Source organism: Xenorhabdus sp. KJ12.1 (assembly GCF_963876495.1).
Lineage (GTDB): Bacteria > Pseudomonadota > Gammaproteobacteria > Enterobacterales > Enterobacteriaceae > Xenorhabdus > Xenorhabdus stockiae.
The window spans coordinates 1-15,784 of record NZ_CAWNQH010000092.1; the positions used below are offsets into that span (position 1 = coordinate 1).

Sequence of the window (15,784 nt, forward strand, 5' to 3'; positions counted from 1 at the left end):
TGGCAGTTTTGCGGATACAGGAGAAAAAAAACACCGCAGGGACTGATAGCCCTGAGCATATCGGAACTGCGTAACCTGCTGTCAAAACTGATGAAAAAGGCAGGAGAAACGAGAGAACAGATTTTATTTTGGTCAGACTGGCGGCGACATCAGTACCGCTCACAACAATGTCATTATCGGCGCCGGGATACCCCTCTTATTCCACAGCCATTACGGCTGTAGTATTAGATAGTATGCAAAGTCAAAGTAAACCAAAAAAGCCTTGGAATTTAAAAATGGCTAAATCAGACTGCCATTTAAATCTCACGGCTTCATATCAAAATTTATCATTTTCACAAACTGGGCTAAAAAAACGAAGGTGGATTATCTCTGTGACTTATTGCGAACCTTACGCTCAACAAGTTGACCACGTTGATCAAAGTAACGGCTAGTACTACAGTCGTAACTGTTCCATGATCAGATATTCCTCTCGGCGGCGATAATGGCATTGTTGGGCGCGATACTGATGTCGCCGCCAGTCTGACCAAAATAAAATCTGTTCTCTCGTTTCTCCTGCCTTTTTCATCAGTTTTGACAGCAGGTTACGCAGTTCCGATATGCTCAGGGCTATCAGTCCCTGCGGTGTTTTTTTTCTCCTGTATCCGCAAAACTGCCAAGACCGCATGGGCCAGTAAAGACAGCGTAATATGCCGATACCAACTGTGCCACTGCCGCACTTCGTAATGATCCAGACCGCCTCGCCTTTTGTTTCCTCAAAACCGCTTTCGATTTCCCAGCGATGGCCGGCCACCTGAATCAACGATCTTGAGATCGGCCTGTTCTTTAAGGGCATAGACAACATAGTAGGCCAGTTCTTGCTTCTCATCCCGGCTACGCCGGATCAGCAGATAATGGCCATAACGCCGTTCCTCTTCACTCAATTGCAAGCGCCAGAGTGGGATCCGGGCCCAGTCATACCAACGTTCGCCTTTTGTTCCCAGCCCGGCTGACTGTTTTTCCCAGTCATCAGTGGTCAGACTGGCTGCAAGGGTGTCTGCTCGGGTGTAGTGCGGTGTTTGCCACCAGAGGCGCTCATTTTTGGGGATCGCTAAGACAAACGGTTGGTGCTGAGATTCCAGCCAGCATCGCAAGCGACGATCCTGTCCATAGACCGCATCAGCGGTGACCCAGCGACAGGGGATATTGGCCTTGAATGCCCGCGCCAGCATGTTCTGGGCGAGCTGGGGTTTCGTGGCAAAACTGACCGAGTCAGGAATGCCGGCGGCGTCACAGCGGAGGCGATCCTCTGTCCACTGTTTAGGCAGATATAAAGCCCGGTCAATGAAGGCATGACCACCGTTGCCGGCGTAACACAGGAAAACCCCTATCTGACTATTTTCAATCCGTCCCGCCGTTCCACTATACTGACGCTGCACGCCGGCAGAATACGTCCCTTTTTTGATAAAACCGGTTTCATCGATAATGAGGATACCTTGCTCATCCCCCAAATGTGTGGTGACATAATCACGTAAGATATCGCGGGCAGCTTCAGCATCCCAATGGGCCCGTTCCAGAAAATATTGAATGCCATCCGGTGAGCGTTCACCCAGCCATTCAGCCAGTTGCCAGCCGTTTTTACGTTCAACATCGCTGAGTAACCCACGAAGATACGCCAGACAACGTTGCTGAGAACTTGCAGAGCAAAATAGTGGGATCAGACGGGAATGAGCCAGCAGAAGCGCCTGTTCCCAGAGATTGACAGGTGAGGCCATAGGGCACCTCCCTTAGGATGAAGAAGAAAGAAGATAGCTATCATGACACAATGCCGGCTACTACTGTAGTACTAGTCCAAATCTTTGAGGGATGGATGCCGAGATAATCTGCGATGATCCATTCACCTTTAGGCCAAGGCCTGCTGAATGCATTTGCGAGTGTTGATGAGCTGAGTCCCGTTTCTCGGGAGAGTGCCGCTAAGGTTGTACCGCGTTTACGTAATGCAGCAATAATGTCGGCCTGATGCCAGTCATTTCTAACATTGTTATTCATTCCTGCTACCTTTTTCCATTAATTAATATTGATGGTGGCGATCCAGACAGGGTTTGCAATACCGGGACACTCATCCGGCGAGGTCGAAACCTCCCCTGCCTGAATCCCCATAGAAAAGGCGAACGCAGGCACACTGGTAGAAATATCACTACCAGTGAAGTGTCCACAGGGTTGCAAATCCCTGACCATTGGTATTTGCCAATGGCGGGAATACTTTAACTGATTGTTTTAGCTTACTCAATAACTAAACCGCTAAGTTTAACGGCTATAATTCCTCTCAAAAGCGCACAAATTCAGGGAAGAATACGGACGGCTAAATAAATCTTTGTTATTTATTCTCGTTCGTGATCGCTTTGCTATCCGTATTTCCCCTTTGTTTTTCAGACTCATTTTACTTATTTCGAAACATTTTCCCTGCGTGTCGGTTAGGTTCACCATTCCATGGTGTGTCAGGTAATGTGTAGCAGAGATAGCATTGTGGTGAGTTATTGCAGGAGTTCGCTACGTGCATGCCAGGCACGGCGATGGTTTACTCCCCGTTCAGCGCCTGATCTCAATCAGGGTGAACGCCTCATTATCTTGACGTGGTATTTCCTTTCTTTACTACATAGGCCTATTACAAGGCAGTGAGTGAAAAACAAACGAATTAAGTGAATTAAGGCAGAAAAATGCCAATGAAAAGTGGTGACACTGAGTAAAACGCGGTTCAAATCGTTCGTAAAGCCAGACCGGACGTGCTCTAGGCGTTGAGGATTGGCAGCGTCACTTGGTAATCGCTTCGCTTAAACACAAGTGACGCCGCGAAGTTTTCGGAACGTTTATCGTGAGTGACTTAAAGCGTAGGTGAAAGTCGTACAAAGTAAAACGGTTATAGTGAACGTAGCAGAAACCTGCTCAATGTGTGTGTGGTAAGCCCGTCGAATGTAAAAGTGACAGGATAACTTTCATCGTCCATCAGACGATATCTGCTTCCAAAAGTGCGCAGATGTACCGCAATCTTGCTCTCCCTTTCAGGCTACAGGAGTTTTGTTTCGCCGCCCGAAGGCGATCCTGACAGGCGATGGATCTTTTTTTGTAGAAAAAAATATTAACGATTAGGTAAGAAAACGTCAAACCGTTGATATGGCTTTTACCTCAATTTACTTGTCTAAAAAACCAGTACAGATCACAGCATGAGTGATGCTGAATCATCACGTTCTTGAGCGTTCACCCTTCCAGTGCTAATATTGATATTGTTTAATTTTTGTTTGGTTATTTTATTTTTCTGATAAGTTCAAATGGATTATTGGTGAGAACAAAACAATTAGAAAGGTTTATTGAATTTTTTGTTTCACAGTGCTAGTTTATCAAGGTTTTTCGTTGGTCAGTCACGCCGAAAGGTGACTAAATGCGGGCAGTTGATAATGATTAACTAATCGCTAAAAAGAAGAAACCCCACAATCTGTATCAAACTTGGCGGTAAGGTCAGATATATGGGGTGTACTTGCAGAAATCGAATTAGTGGTTTCTGCATAGGAGTATAGAACGATGAGACTTCTATTGCAACTTTTTGATCCCCGCCATAAGTGTAGGGGATGTGTTTAAAAATCAACACACCCAATCAACATTTGATTCCTCTGTTCGTCGGCGTGGTGAATCCAACGCTTTACGTCGGGGGCAGTCTAAAATTCATCGGCGAAATATCCCAAAACAGGATATCAAAATTCCGAAAGGGGCACCTGCTCGGTTATCTCGAACCCTGAAAAGCCATGACTGGCGGCGGGATAGTGACCTTATCGCGCTTCGTCAAAAGGGCTATACGCCGTATTCCGAACGAAAAAATCCGCACTATGTGCCAAAGCCTATGCGCGTCAGTACACGTTCTGAGAGTCGTGAGGCTTTGACCTCATTGTCGCTAGCGTTTGCGGCAAATGCGGATTTTTTTCCCGGTCATGATTATCTGTTTGAAGTGATGGTGCCCTTTGAATTTATCGCCAAGGCGATGGGGGTACTGCATGAATATGATAACGGTCGTAAATCGTATGATGTAGCACTTCATGCGCTTTCAGTCCTTGAGCAAATGGAGCAAATTGTCGTCCATCGGGATAAAGACCGAGATGCGGGCCAAAATAAGCCGATGAGAATTTGGTTGAAACCAGAATTTTTCATGTCCAAAGGTATTCCTCGTAACGAAATCCGCCAGAGCTTAATTGACTTCCAAAACTGGGCTATAAAAAGTGGCCAGCTTGAAAATCTGGAAAAAAAATACCAACGTCATTTATTGAACATGGCGCGATTGGGCATTGATGTAGAAAATAAACATGCGTTGCGCCAGCTACTGAAAAAGATTAAACGCTCAGTAGTTGCTCAGGATTTACAGGAACAGAAAAACGAAGTACTGAAACATATCGAAGACAACATTGAGACTTTGGATAACCAAGCGGAAAATCTGGAAGCCGAACTTAATGGAACGCGGCGTTCAGTGGCGAATTTACGTAAAAAGGACAAATCAGATTCAATCTACTGGAGTATGTTTGTCGAATGGCAAAAAACAACAACACCGGTTGCTGCCCATTATGCAAAAAACAAATTAAAAGCGCAAAATCCTCATATAAGCGAGTACTCAGAACAATTTTACCGACTGTTACTTGAGCAAGAAGGCATCATCCTTACTTAACTGAATACTTCTTTGATGATTAATCCGAATAACCGTGCCTAGCGCGGTTTTGGTGTTTCACTCGGTGATAAATTTCGATTGTTTCTTACTCGTTTCACCCATCTATTTCTGTATAGTTTTCTAACTTGTGCATCTGAAATCGATTCTCCGTTTAAAATTTGCCACTATGTGTAATAATAAAGCTATTAACTTCGAATAAGAGTTTTAGAATTTTATTAATTTCGAAGCTTATTTCTGAACAAAACAAGCCTTATAAATAAGGAATAACAAATGGAGTTGAGCCTAAAGGCTACAACTCTCAATAGTTAGCCCCTTTCACTTTGTTCAAGGGGAAAATTCAACACATAACGTCCCGTAAGCGGTCGTAAACGCCCGCCAACGCGCAGATACGCCACGCCTACGCCGTGACCACTGCGTGCCTACGGCAGAACTAATTAAACCCCAAACCATCTAAACAGTCTTCTGCTTAGTAGGGCGAGGGGGTTTCGAGTCACCATTAATTCCCTCTTGGCCTCGGCGGTTCAACTTTCTTATCTCCATTAGATTATGAGAGCCGCCTTTCATTCGCTTCGCTCATAAAACCCACACTGTTTTTAAATCATTGTACCTACTAATTGATTTTAAAGTAGCACCTGATACTATAGTACTTGTTACTGCTTGGAGAATATTTGTGGCGTTCTATAAAATCTCATCGTTCAAAAAAAGCACGAAGAAAATTAATATTTCCGATCAACAGTTATTGAATGCTGCACAAGAAGTTAAAAATGGAAAGTTTGAAGCCGATCTAGGTAGTGGAGTCATTAAAAAACGAATAGCAATTGGCGGAAAAGGTAAAAGTGGTGGGGTAAGAGTCATCATCTTCTTTAAGGTTAATAATCATCTATTTTTTGCCGATGGCTGGACAAAAAGTACCATTAGCTCTAAAGGAAAAAAAGAAATCGAGGATGATGAATTAGAAGCATATAAACAGCTTTCCAAACTTTTCCTTAGCTATACAGATCAAAAGATCAATGAGTTAATAACCCATGGTATCTTGGAGGAAATCATCTATGAGTAATAAATTAAACAACATGCTTGAATTAGCTAAAGAACTACACGCACTTGATGTTGCACCGGAAAGTTTGGTTAACGATCTCAAAAAAGCCGTTAATACAAGAAAAATCAACGAGCAGATTAAAGCTGTTACAATGATGACAGGAGCTGAGATAAAGCAACTCCGTACGCAATATGGAATGTCTCAAGCTATGCTAGCTCTAGCATTAGGAATGTCAAAAGAAAGCGTTTCTAAATGGGAACGCGAAGAAAAAAAACCAAGTGGCCCAGCTCTTAGAATGCTTCGTATTCTTGAACACCGCGGACCAGAAGTGTTACTGGTTTAGAGATTTAAAAAGCATAAAAAAATATGCACCGCTATTTAAGGTCAGTTTGGATATCGAAAATTATTGTACGTTAAGGCTATTTTTTGACCCTTCGACTTTAGCTGGCCTCAGCCGACGAAACTTACCGGAAGCCGGTTGCTTTTCCAGATATAATCGCCTGTCAGATTTATGTGCTCCCAGCCTAACGGGGACAAATGCGACAGCAGTTGTTCGTTGATCTTCAGCCCCTTACGCTTCAGGGCATCGACCGCTCTTTCCATATACACGGTATTCCACAGAGAGATCGCCGCCATCAGCAGCGTCAGCCCACTGGCGCGATAGCTCTGATTTTCCGGTTTTCGGTCCCTGACTTCTCCCAGCCGGTGCATAAATACCGCACGCGCCAGCGCGTTACGGGCTTCACCTTTATTCAGCCCCGCCTGTATCCGCCGACGCAGTGCAGCGGAACCAGTCGAGCATAAACAGGGTTCTCTCAATGCGGCCAATTTTTCTCAGTGCTTTGGCCAGCCCGTTTTGTTTGGGATAGCTGGCAAGCTTTTTCAACATCAGGGATGCCGTCACTGTTCCTTGCTTTATTGAGGTGACCAGACGCAGTACTTCAGGCCAGTGAATTTCGATCTCTTTCAGATTCAGGCTGGTTGTTGATATCAGTGACTGAAGCGCCGGGTATTGGTCCGCTTTCCCTTTGATAAACAACTTTTTGTCGTGGAGATCCCTGATTCGCGGACAGAACGCAAATCCCAGCAGATGCATCAGAGCAAAGACATGATCGGTGAAACCCGCGGTATCGGTGTAATGCTCCCTGATTTCCAGGTCACTTTCGTGGTACAGCAAACCATCGAGCACATGGGTTGAATCCCCGACCCGACTGATTATGCAGGTGTAAAACGAGCTGTATTGATCCGAAATATGGGTATAAAACTGACGTCCAGGCTCCTGCCCATATTTCGGGTTAACCTGCCCTGCGTAGCGGCCTGAGCTGCTTGTTCTGAAATTCTGTCCATCTGATGATGACGTTGTCCCGTCTCCCCAGAATGCCGCTAACGGCCTTTTCCCCTGCGCGTTCACCAGCTCTGCGAGAGCGGCTGAATAGGTTTCGTCGCGGATGTACCATGCCTGGATATTTTCCAGTGATGATTTGGTGCTTCCGGGGCAGGCTTCCGCCATTTTGGTCAGACCAAGATTGATGCCATCCGCAAGGATGGTGGTGATGTAGCGGCGTGAGCCTTTAACCCAGATGTCCCCGGAGCGCAACGCACCCTTAAGCTCGCTGAGCGCACAAAACTCATAGTACTGCCGGTCAATACCCGCAGGTGTAATCACCACTTTGCGCCAGCTTTCAGGGACAAACTCAAGCGGTGCTGTCGCCGGAACTTTACGTGACTGCTTCCGGTACATATCTTTGATCACAGCCAGCGCATCAGCCAGAGGTTGCGCTGCTGGGGTTACGACTAACAGTAAAGCGGACAACATGCGTGGGGCATATTTCCGTAATATGCTGTATTTCTTGGTAATAATATGCAGCGGATCAAAATTATTTTTCCTGGCGAGATGGCGTGTTTCCTCCAGACTGGCGACAAATTCAGGCCATGGCAGTATATTTTCTATTGCGAGCCATGGATCGCCACTGGAATCACGGGCTTCAGACAGTGCCAAACCGACATCGATGTATTGCCTCAGTTTTGACTGGATCAGCTTTCCGGTCTGTTGAAGACGCTCAGCCTGTGTTCTTTCAGCTTTGCTGAAAAGGCTGTTCAGCATTCGCTCATGCAGCTCAATCACTTCGTCTGTCAGTGTGGCTCTGGCTTCTTCCAGCACGCACACCAGGATCGCATGACGCCGGGCTGCTGAAAATCGGGTCAAATCCCGGCTACTCATCTTTCGGCCCTCCCGCGTCAGTTTCAGCAACCGGTTCTGGTGAATGGTACGATCTATACCTTCCGGTAATGCCAGGAATTCAATGCTACTGAGCCGATCAAGGTGTTGCAGCACGTTCTTACCATTGATTTTACCCGGCGGTTGCAGAAGCCATATCAGCCTGGAAGACTGATTATCTGAGGACTCAAGTAAACGATCCAGGGCATCTCTGTGAGCCGGAGTTAACGGGGTATTCAGGGTCTGAAATACGATTTTATCGCCGCCTGCCATGGCCTCCGCACAGGTACGCTCCACGACATCAATCGCGGGGATTAGCACGTTGTTCTGCCGGAGATAGACCAGTAATTCTTCGGCCAGGAGAATACCTTTATCGGTGCGAGTCGCCATCGACAGCAGGTGTGTAATACAGTCCTGCTGTATTTTGCCGGTGAACGCCTTTACGCCAAGATAGCGGTACAGTTCGGTTAAATGCTCACGCCGGGTTGTATCCCTGCCGTAAAGGTAAGCAGGCCAGAGATCCCCGGCGAGTTTTAGCCTGCTGGCGATATGCTTCAGCAGTGCATCAGATGGTGGAATTTTTTTATCTGGGGCAAAGCCGACATTTTTCAGGTAGCAAAGAAGAACGGCAAAACCAAAACGGCTGGCGGGTTTACGGTGAGCACTGATAAGCGCCAGATCATGTTCACTAAAATACGCCATTCGGGTCAGCGTTAACTCATCGTCCGGTAATGCCAGTAATGATTTTCTTTCAGACAGAGAAAGAATCGGCCTCCTTGCCATATAGTTTTTCTCGTAAATTATTCAGCACGGTATTTTTAACAAAACTGGATATCGCATAAGGGTACACCCTGAAGCCATAACTAAAACGTGACGGCGCACGATGAATGACATAACCTATATGCGATAGATTAAATGCAATAACCTAAATGCGATAACACAGTGAAAAAATGTTCATCAGAGCTTATTTAAGGGCATCGACGGAAGACCAGTTTGCCGATCGGGCAAAAGAGATGCTGGAGCAGTTTGTCCAGGAGCGGGGACATAAAATAGCCAGCTACTACAGAGAGAACATCAGTGGGACAAAACTTGATCGCCCTGAGCTGGGCCGCTTACTGATGGACAGTCACCGCAATGATATTTTGCTGGTCGAGCAGATAGACCGCCTGACCCGTCTCAGCAACAGCGACTGGATGACGTTGAAAAAGCAGATTGAGCAGCATGAGTTACGGATTATCAGCCTGGATGTCCCCACTTCATGGCAGGCACTGTCAGATAAAGACCCCTCACAAGCTGATCCGATCACCCGCGCGGTGATAACCGCCATCAATAACATGCTTATCGACCTGATGGCCGCGATGTCGCATAAGGACTGGCTGAGCCGCCGCCAGCGGCAAAAACAGGGAATTGAACGGGCGCATACGCTGGGGAAATACAGGGGTAAACAAGCTGATAGTGAGCGTCACCAGAAAGTCCTGTATTACCGGCAGGTTAAAAAACTCAGCATCCGAGAAACGGCAGATGCGACAGGCTACAGTACTTCTCAGGTTTGTCGCATACAGGCTCTCTATAAAGAAGTGGCATCTGATTGAAAATTGGCCTTAACGTACAATAATTTTCGATATCCAAACTGACCCCAATTAGAACGAAATTACGCCAGTATGTTGGCACTGGCGTTTATCATTTTCTGACTGCCAATGTGGGCTGAATAAATGATGTAGGGCGAGAGCATGAACGTTTTTTATTCTGAATGAATAATATTTGTTAGCGATAATGTCTTTATTTTGTACAAATATAAATATATCTGGCTGCATCAAAAAGTCACTTTCAATCACTTAGCTCATTTTACTAGCATTCATGCTCTCACCCTGATAAATGATGAAAACAAAGCGTCAACAGCCCCTAGTCTAAGATTAGGGCATGCCGTATAATTCAATAAAATATTATGACCAGTTTTATATATGTATAACCCTATCTGCTGATTTTATTGTCGATTTTCTGTGTGCAATAATAACTCTTGTAATGTTCATTTTTTTAATAGCTTGATTTACAAATTGTTCTCCTTCGCTATCGAGATGACTTGTCGCTTCATCCATAAAAATAATTTTAGGTTTACGATAAATAGCCCTTGCAATAAAGATGCGTTGCTTTTGTCCACCCGAAAGACCTTCTCCCAATTCTCCTATTAATGTTTCATAACCCATTGGCATTTTAACAATCATATCGTGAATATAACTTGCTTTAGCACATTCTTGCATCCATTCTTCATCAATGCTGTCAGAAAACCCACAGATATTCTCTCTTATTGAGCCGGAAAATAATTTATCTTCCTGCATTACACATGAAATCATTTTATGGTAATTATTAGTACCGAATTGCCTTATATCTTTACCATCAACCATTACTTTCCCTGAATCAGGTGAAAACAATCCGCAAAGCACTTTCATCAACGTTGTTTTTCCTGCTCCGGATTGTCCTACAATGGCCACACTTTCCCCTGGAGTAATAGTAATATTCAATTTACTAAAAATATATGGAGACTGGCTGTCATAACGGTAGCTTAAATCGATAGTACTTAAAGAAACAGGTTTTATATCAGATGAATATAAAATATCTGGTTTATGATTTTCCTTCTCATTTAATGCGATATCAGAAATACGCTCATTATGTAAATTCATCATCCGTAATTTAAGTAAAAAATTAGTCAGTGATGCTACTCGATCTGAAAATTGTCCTCTGAATAAACCGAAAGCCACAAACATACCTATTGTTATTTGATTGTTGAGAACTAAGCTAGCCCCCAACCATAAAATAACAACTTGATCACAGGCAGATATGAAGCTATTCACACCCCCAAAAAAAAGATCCATTTTAGTGACTTTTATACCTACATTAATTTTATCAATTATAAGATTGAGCCAATATGTACTACGTTTTTCAATCATCCCTTGTATTTTTACTGTGGATATTCCATACAATGTCTCCATAAAGTATGAACTCGCCCGAGCATCTTTGACCAATAGTTCTTCTGATAACTGACGATAATAATTATATGTCAATAGCCTGATAATTACATATAACGATGTAAAACCAATAACAATCCAAGTTAGGTATCCGCCATATAACACCATCATAATTAATACACCAATAGCCATGATACTGTCCATGATTGCACCAATTACACTGGTTGTAAAGGTAGTTCTTAAAACATCGAGAGATTCGAATCTAGATTGAATATCTCCTAATTTCCTTCGTTCGAAATAATACAATGGGAGATTTACAAGATGAGAGAATAAGCTGGCTTTCCATTGAACGTCAATCAGAGATTCCATTACCAATGATGACCAACTTCGAATAATCCCCATTAAAGTTCGTAGTAAAATAAAAAAAAACATTCCAGCACATATTAGTGTTAATAAACCATAATCTCCAGAAGGAATAACATGATCCATAACTAACTGTGTTCCAACCGGAATTACTAAATTGATGGTTTCAATGACAACAGATAAACAAAAAATCTTCGTTAAAACCCCTTTTATTCCATGAATATTTTTTATTAGCGTTTTTAAATTGATTCTATTACGTATAGTTTTAGCTGTGAACTGACTATTGGGCCAAGCTTCAAGTGCTACCCCTGTAAAATGTTTAGATACTTCCGCTAATCCCAGTACTCTACGTCCTCGAGCTGGATCATGAATAATAATACTATTTCGTCTGACACCAACTGCGACTACAAAATGATTAAAATCCCAATGTAATATGCAGGGCATTTTTAATTCACTAATTTCATTGAGATCTAATGATAATGCTCTGGTTTTCATCCCAAGCTGTTCGGAAATAATACTGATCCCAGTTAGAGTTGATCCACGAGAGGAAATATTAAATTGCTGTCGGAGATAAATAAGGTCGATATTTTTTCCATAATATCCACATATCATTGACAAGCAAGCCAACCCACACTCTGAAGATTCTGTTTGATGTACTACAGGTACACGATCAAGTAAACCTATATTTAATTTTTTTATTATGTTTTTAATTAAATAATCATTCATTAATTGGTCCTATTGCACTGTTTTTTACATCATATAGTGGTGAAAACATCCACTGATAAATTTTTCTCTTCTCAAGAAATAATGTTATTTGTGCTTTCATGCCATTATCTAAAGTTAGCAATTTATTTTTGTAATTTATTTTATTTTTTTCTGGTTTAACAATGACCTTATAATAAGGGGTAGATAATACATTGGAGTTCTGAGGTGCTCCTTGATAAGTCATCATTTCTTTTTGAGTTGCTGGGCTTTTTGAAATAATTACTATTTCCCCAGAAAAAAGACCGAATTTTTCAGATGGAAAAGCCTCATATTTTATATTAACTTTATCACCTATAGATATGTAAGGGATTCCATAATTAGGAACCCAAATAGTGAGATAATAATTATTTATTAACTTAGGGATTATTTTTAATAAACTATCACCAGGATTTACCATTTGCCCAATAGTAACACTCAGTGAGTCTATTTTTCCATCAGATAATGCCCGGACAATAATTTCTCCTCCTGCATCTGTATTTATGAGCTCTTTTTGTAACTCATATTTCTGAATCTCCATTTGGTAAACTCTATTATCAAACTCAGCAGACTGAGTCTGTATTTGGCTTTCAATGTCTGTTATTCTAATTGAATTCAATTCATTTTGGCTATAAAGATTTAATAGATTGTTTTGATTTTGATAATACAATGATGTTTGATTAGATAGTTGATCTTTATTTATCAATCCTCTTTTTTGATAATCTTTATAATTCTCCATATTTTTTTTCATAATATTTATTCCTTCTTCTGATTTTTTTATAAAATCAGAAGAACGTTCAAAAGCCACATTGTATTTTTCTTTTTGTTTTTCTAATGCATCTAAAGTTATTTTTTTATTTTCAATTATTCTATATATGATATTATCAATTCGTTCAATTTGATTTTTTATATCTTTTTTCTGATTATCACTAACAACACCACTACGCGTACTTCTACTAGTATCGATTAAGTAAATAGGATCTCCCTTGCTTACGATATGTCCCTCAGAGGCATATTGTTTTATCACGATACCTTGATTAGATGAATAAATATCAATTGTTCTTGGGGAGGTTGTAATTTCTCCATTTACATTAATTCGTCGTGTATAATTTCCTGAAATTACAAACGCAAGAAAAGAAATAAAAAAGAAGATACATAATGTAATTAATACCCAAGCCGGGAATCCAGGTAGTAAAATAGATTTCCCCATCCATTTATTTTTTTGATTATTTATAGCTTCCTGACGAAACAAAAGCAATCCCCTTTGTTATTATTTTATTTGCTAAAATTAAACTATTTAAATATACTATAATATTTAATGTAATAATCAGTGGTGTATAAATGAAATTTTTAAAAAGTCATTTAAAAAATGAGAAATTCCTATTTATCTAACTGAAGATAATTTGTGTGTTTTTTCATTCGTGTCATTTTATGATAAATGGAAGTTAATTAGAATGTTAAATTCAGTAAAATAAATGATCATATACAGATAAAAACTTACCAAAAAGTTAAACTTCTTTAAGCAAAGACTCATGTTATCATTCTAACTAATTTCATAATGTTAAAATACCATAACATCATGTTGTTTTAACAAAACGTATATTTACGATTTTATGAACCTAAGATTTTTTCAATGTAGAGGGTAATCTCCTTACTCCTAAAGGAAATTAGAAGTAAGGATTCTTCATGATACTAAGTAATTTTTATTTATTGTTAGTAGGAGGCATAGGGTTTTTAGGAATAAAAATCCCTGGCCAGTGTCCCCAATTACCTGCTCCACCGCTGAACGCAGGAGCAAAATCTTCTACTGGTTTAACTGATTGTTCTGAACCTGCGCCAGAGATAAGGTACATCATATCTTTATTAATTTCTTTCATGTAGATACCTTTTATTTATTATACAGAGTGAAAATCATTATATATTTCTAACACTACAGAATTTGATACTAACAGATAAAAAAACAAAAATCACCATTGTTAATAAATAAAATTAAATTTCACTAAAAAAATATCATATTATTTGATTTTAAATATTAACTATAAAATATAAATAATATTGTTATGAAAATAAATTTAAATTTGCATGTTGGAGACACATAAAAATCTATGGTCGCCTATATGAACGCATCCCGTTTGCAAGACAAAAATCATGTTGACATCGACGGTAGGTTGCAGCTCTATGTAGTGGCATGATAATTCCGGACACCTCAAAAACTTGCTAATGTTAATTACAAGACAATGAGGTGTGACAATGAAAGTGAAGCTTACCAAACGCCACTATTCCGCTGAATTTAAGCTGGAAGCAGTTCAACAGGTTGTTCTCCATCAACAACGGGTTGTTGATGTCGCCCGTTCATTGGGGGTCAATACCAGTACGCTGGGAAAATGGGTTCGCCAGTATCACGCCGAAATACAGGGGATAACGCCGGGCAGTAAGGCACTGACGCCCGAACAACGCCAGATACAAGCCTTAGAAAAACAGGTGAAACGCCTGGAAATGGAAAAAGAAATCCTAAAGCAGGCGGCCGTGCTGATGAGCGAGATGCGCAGTGGCGCTATGCGTTGATCACACGGCTAAGCCCCCGATGGCCGGTGACGGAATTGTGTCAGATGCTGCAGGTGTCACGCAGTGACTATTATGACTGGCGACAGCGGCCGGTCGACACGGAGCGTCTGCAGTTGCGTATCCGGGTGCGTGAACTGTACAACCAAAGCCGGGGAGCGATAGGCAGTCGCACCTTGAGCCACCTGCTGACCAATGAAGGTAGGCCGCTGGAAGGCCAGACGCTTAATGCAGGAATGTGGCCTGAAAAGCCGTCAACCGGGGGCTCACCGTTATCGCCCGGCAGTGAAGATTCTCTCGCCAGCCCGAATCTCTTGCGGCAGTGTTTTGCTCCGGCTTGCCCGAATACCCAATGGTGCAGAGACATCACGTATATTCGCACCAAAGTGGGCTGGAGTTATCTGGCGGTGGTAACCGATTTATTTTCCCGCCGGGTGGTGGGGATGGCCATCGCTTCTTCGCCGGATGCGGAGCTGATCTGCCGGGCATTGAATAATGCATTGGAAACGCGTCATATCGAAGGGCGGCTGGTTTTTCATTCAGACCAAGGCAGCCAATACAGGAGTAAAAAGTTTCGTCGCTTACTCTGGCAGCATAAAATTATCCAAAGCATGAGTCGCAAGGGGAACTGCTATGATAATTCCCCCATGGAACGGGTATTCCGGAGTTTGAAAAGTGAATGGATTCCACCAGAGGGCTATCGGGACATTCATGAGGCAATGCGGGATATCACCCACTATTTTGGCCGGTATTACAATGACATCTGACCTCACCGTTTTAATGGAGGAATTTCTCCTGCTGAATATGAAAGACAGTGGGAAGAGGCGAGAAATGTGTCCGAAACTTCTTGACCACTACATCGAAGTATAAAAGGATGTCTGTTGACAGTTTTAACGGGATTAATTGCTTCTTGTCATAAAAAGAAGAAACCATCACTGAAAGTTTTCTACTTAACCTCAGCTTCGCTTAAAAATAGCGATCTCATTATCCCGTAGATTCAAGCTCGGTTTTTTAGGTTGGAATGTATAAGCAATAAGGCCGGCAGTAACTTCCAATAAAAAACCGAGTTGACTGCGATGCCTTGAATGCTCTATCTGAGAAATATTCTTGAGCTGATCGATGACGGTTTCTATCAAAAACCGCCGCCTTAACATCAATCTATCCCAGAGAGATAATGCCTTGGCTTTCATGTTACTCCGGACATTCGTGATTAACGTGAC

Annotated in this window: 14 protein-coding genes and 2 pseudogenes; 7 read left to right on the top strand and 9 right to left on the bottom strand. The window is 42.0% G+C overall.

Going from position 1 to position 15,784, the window contains the following annotated elements; translation table 11 throughout:
* On the top strand, positions 1–222 hold a 222-nt coding region (locus AACS92_RS16425), incomplete at its 5' end, for a hypothetical protein (RefSeq protein WP_206602265.1).
* Positions 223–433: 211 nt separating this feature from the next.
* Here AACS92_RS16425 and AACS92_RS22040 read toward each other — a convergent pair.
* The 4 genes and pseudogenes from AACS92_RS22040 to AACS92_RS16445 all read right to left on the bottom strand — a co-directional run bounded on the left by AACS92_RS22040 (position 434) and on the right by AACS92_RS16445 (position 2,214).
* On the bottom strand, positions 434–565 hold the full coding sequence (locus AACS92_RS22040) for a hypothetical protein (protein WP_445286136.1): 132 nt from the start codon (positions 563–565) through the stop codon (positions 434–436).
* Between the two features lie 16 nt (positions 566–581).
* Positions 582–1,751, bottom strand: a pseudogene (locus AACS92_RS16435) (IS701 family transposase).
* A 40-nt stretch (positions 1,752–1,791) separates the two neighbouring features.
* Positions 1,792–2,025: a helix-turn-helix domain-containing protein gene (locus tag AACS92_RS16440; protein WP_099111830.1), complete on the bottom strand. Its 234-nt coding sequence runs from the start codon at positions 2,023–2,025 to the stop codon at positions 1,792–1,794.
* 18 nt (positions 2,026–2,043) lie between these two features.
* A complete protein-coding gene (locus AACS92_RS16445) occupies positions 2,044–2,214 on the bottom strand; it encodes a hypothetical protein (protein WP_193757007.1) in 171 nt (56 codons plus the stop codon).
* A 1,387-nt stretch (positions 2,215–3,601) separates the two neighbouring features.
* Between AACS92_RS16445 and AACS92_RS16450 the strand changes: the two genes are divergently transcribed.
* The 3 genes from AACS92_RS16450 (at position 3,602) to AACS92_RS16460 (ending at position 6,060) form a co-directional block, all read left to right on the top strand.
* Positions 3,602–4,681: a Replication protein gene (locus tag AACS92_RS16450; RefSeq protein WP_153044796.1), complete on the top strand. Its 1,080-nt coding sequence runs from the start codon at positions 3,602–3,604 to the stop codon at positions 4,679–4,681.
* Between the two features lie 670 nt (positions 4,682–5,351).
* Positions 5,352–5,738: a type II toxin-antitoxin system RelE/ParE family toxin gene (locus AACS92_RS16455; protein WP_099111832.1), complete on the top strand. Its 387-nt coding sequence runs from the start codon at positions 5,352–5,354 to the stop codon at positions 5,736–5,738.
* The gene (locus tag AACS92_RS16460; protein WP_099111833.1) at positions 5,731–6,060 is read left to right on the top strand and encodes a helix-turn-helix domain-containing protein; all 330 of its coding nucleotides are present in this window, start codon (positions 5,731–5,733) and stop codon (positions 6,058–6,060) included. Before AACS92_RS16455 ends, AACS92_RS16460 begins: the two co-directional genes overlap by 8 nt.
* Before the next feature lie 60 nt (positions 6,061–6,120).
* On the opposite strand, the pseudogene AACS92_RS16465 reads toward AACS92_RS16460, so the two are convergent.
* Positions 6,121–8,718 (bottom strand): annotated as a pseudogene (locus tag AACS92_RS16465) (Tn3 family transposase).
* Positions 8,719–8,885: 167 nt separating this feature from the next.
* Here AACS92_RS16465 and AACS92_RS16470 point away from each other — a divergent pair.
* The gene (locus AACS92_RS16470) at positions 8,886–9,527 is read left to right on the top strand and encodes a recombinase family protein (protein WP_099111834.1); all 642 of its coding nucleotides are present in this window, start codon (positions 8,886–8,888) and stop codon (positions 9,525–9,527) included.
* A gap of 363 nt (positions 9,528–9,890) precedes the next feature.
* On the opposite strand, the gene AACS92_RS16475 is transcribed toward AACS92_RS16470, so the two are convergent.
* From AACS92_RS16475 to AACS92_RS16485, 3 genes are all read right to left on the bottom strand, one after another.
* Complete coding sequence (locus tag AACS92_RS16475; protein ID WP_099111835.1) at positions 9,891–11,987, bottom strand: peptidase domain-containing ABC transporter; 2,097 nt, start codon at positions 11,985–11,987, stop codon at positions 9,891–9,893.
* On the bottom strand, positions 11,980–13,254 hold the full coding sequence (locus tag AACS92_RS16480; protein ID WP_099111836.1) for an HlyD family secretion protein: 1,275 nt from the start codon (positions 13,252–13,254) through the stop codon (positions 11,980–11,982). Before AACS92_RS16480 ends, AACS92_RS16475 begins: the two co-directional genes overlap by 8 nt.
* A gap of 451 nt (positions 13,255–13,705) precedes the next feature.
* Positions 13,706–13,879 carry a hypothetical protein gene (locus AACS92_RS16485; protein ID WP_193757008.1) on the bottom strand — a complete coding sequence of 58 codons (174 nt, stop codon included), beginning with the start codon at positions 13,877–13,879 and terminating at the stop codon, positions 13,706–13,708.
* A gap of 373 nt (positions 13,880–14,252) precedes the next feature.
* Here AACS92_RS16485 and AACS92_RS16490 point away from each other — a divergent pair, with 373 nt between their 5' ends.
* Complete coding sequence (locus tag AACS92_RS16490) at positions 14,253–14,567, top strand: transposase (RefSeq protein ID WP_241538032.1); 315 nt, start codon at positions 14,253–14,255, stop codon at positions 14,565–14,567.
* 26 nt (positions 14,568–14,593) lie between these two features.
* Positions 14,594–15,331 carry an IS3 family transposase gene (locus AACS92_RS16495; RefSeq protein WP_241538033.1) on the top strand — a complete coding sequence of 246 codons (738 nt, stop codon included), beginning with the start codon at positions 14,594–14,596 and terminating at the stop codon, positions 15,329–15,331.
* 189 nt (positions 15,332–15,520) lie between these two features.
* Here the strand turns inward: AACS92_RS16495 and AACS92_RS16500 are convergent.
* Positions 15,521–15,784 (bottom strand): transposase (locus tag AACS92_RS16500; protein WP_241538003.1); only part of this gene is annotated, 264 nt, incomplete at its 5' end.

Coding starts and splice junctions, on each gene's coding strand:
- AACS92_RS22040 (WP_445286136.1), bottom strand. CDS start 565: ATGAAAAAGGCAGGAGAAACGAGAGAACAGATTTTATTTTGGTCAGAC.
- AACS92_RS16440 (WP_099111830.1), bottom strand. CDS start 2,025: ATGAATAACAATGTTAGAAATGACTGGCATCAGGCCGACATTATTGCT.
- AACS92_RS16445 (WP_193757007.1), bottom strand. CDS start 2,214: ATGGTCAGGGATTTGCAACCCTGTGGACACTTCACTGGTAGTGATATT.
- AACS92_RS16460 (WP_099111833.1), top strand. CDS start 5,731: ATGAGTAATAAATTAAACAACATGCTTGAATTAGCTAAAGAACTACAC.
- AACS92_RS16470 (WP_099111834.1), top strand. CDS start 8,886: ATGTTCATCAGAGCTTATTTAAGGGCATCGACGGAAGACCAGTTTGCC.
- AACS92_RS16475 (WP_099111835.1), bottom strand. CDS start 11,987: ATGAATGATTATTTAATTAAAAACATAATAAAAAAATTAAATATAGGT.
- AACS92_RS16485 (WP_193757008.1), bottom strand. CDS start 13,879: ATGAAAGAAATTAATAAAGATATGATGTACCTTATCTCTGGCGCAGGT.
- AACS92_RS16490 (WP_241538032.1), top strand. CDS start 14,253: ATGAAAGTGAAGCTTACCAAACGCCACTATTCCGCTGAATTTAAGCTG.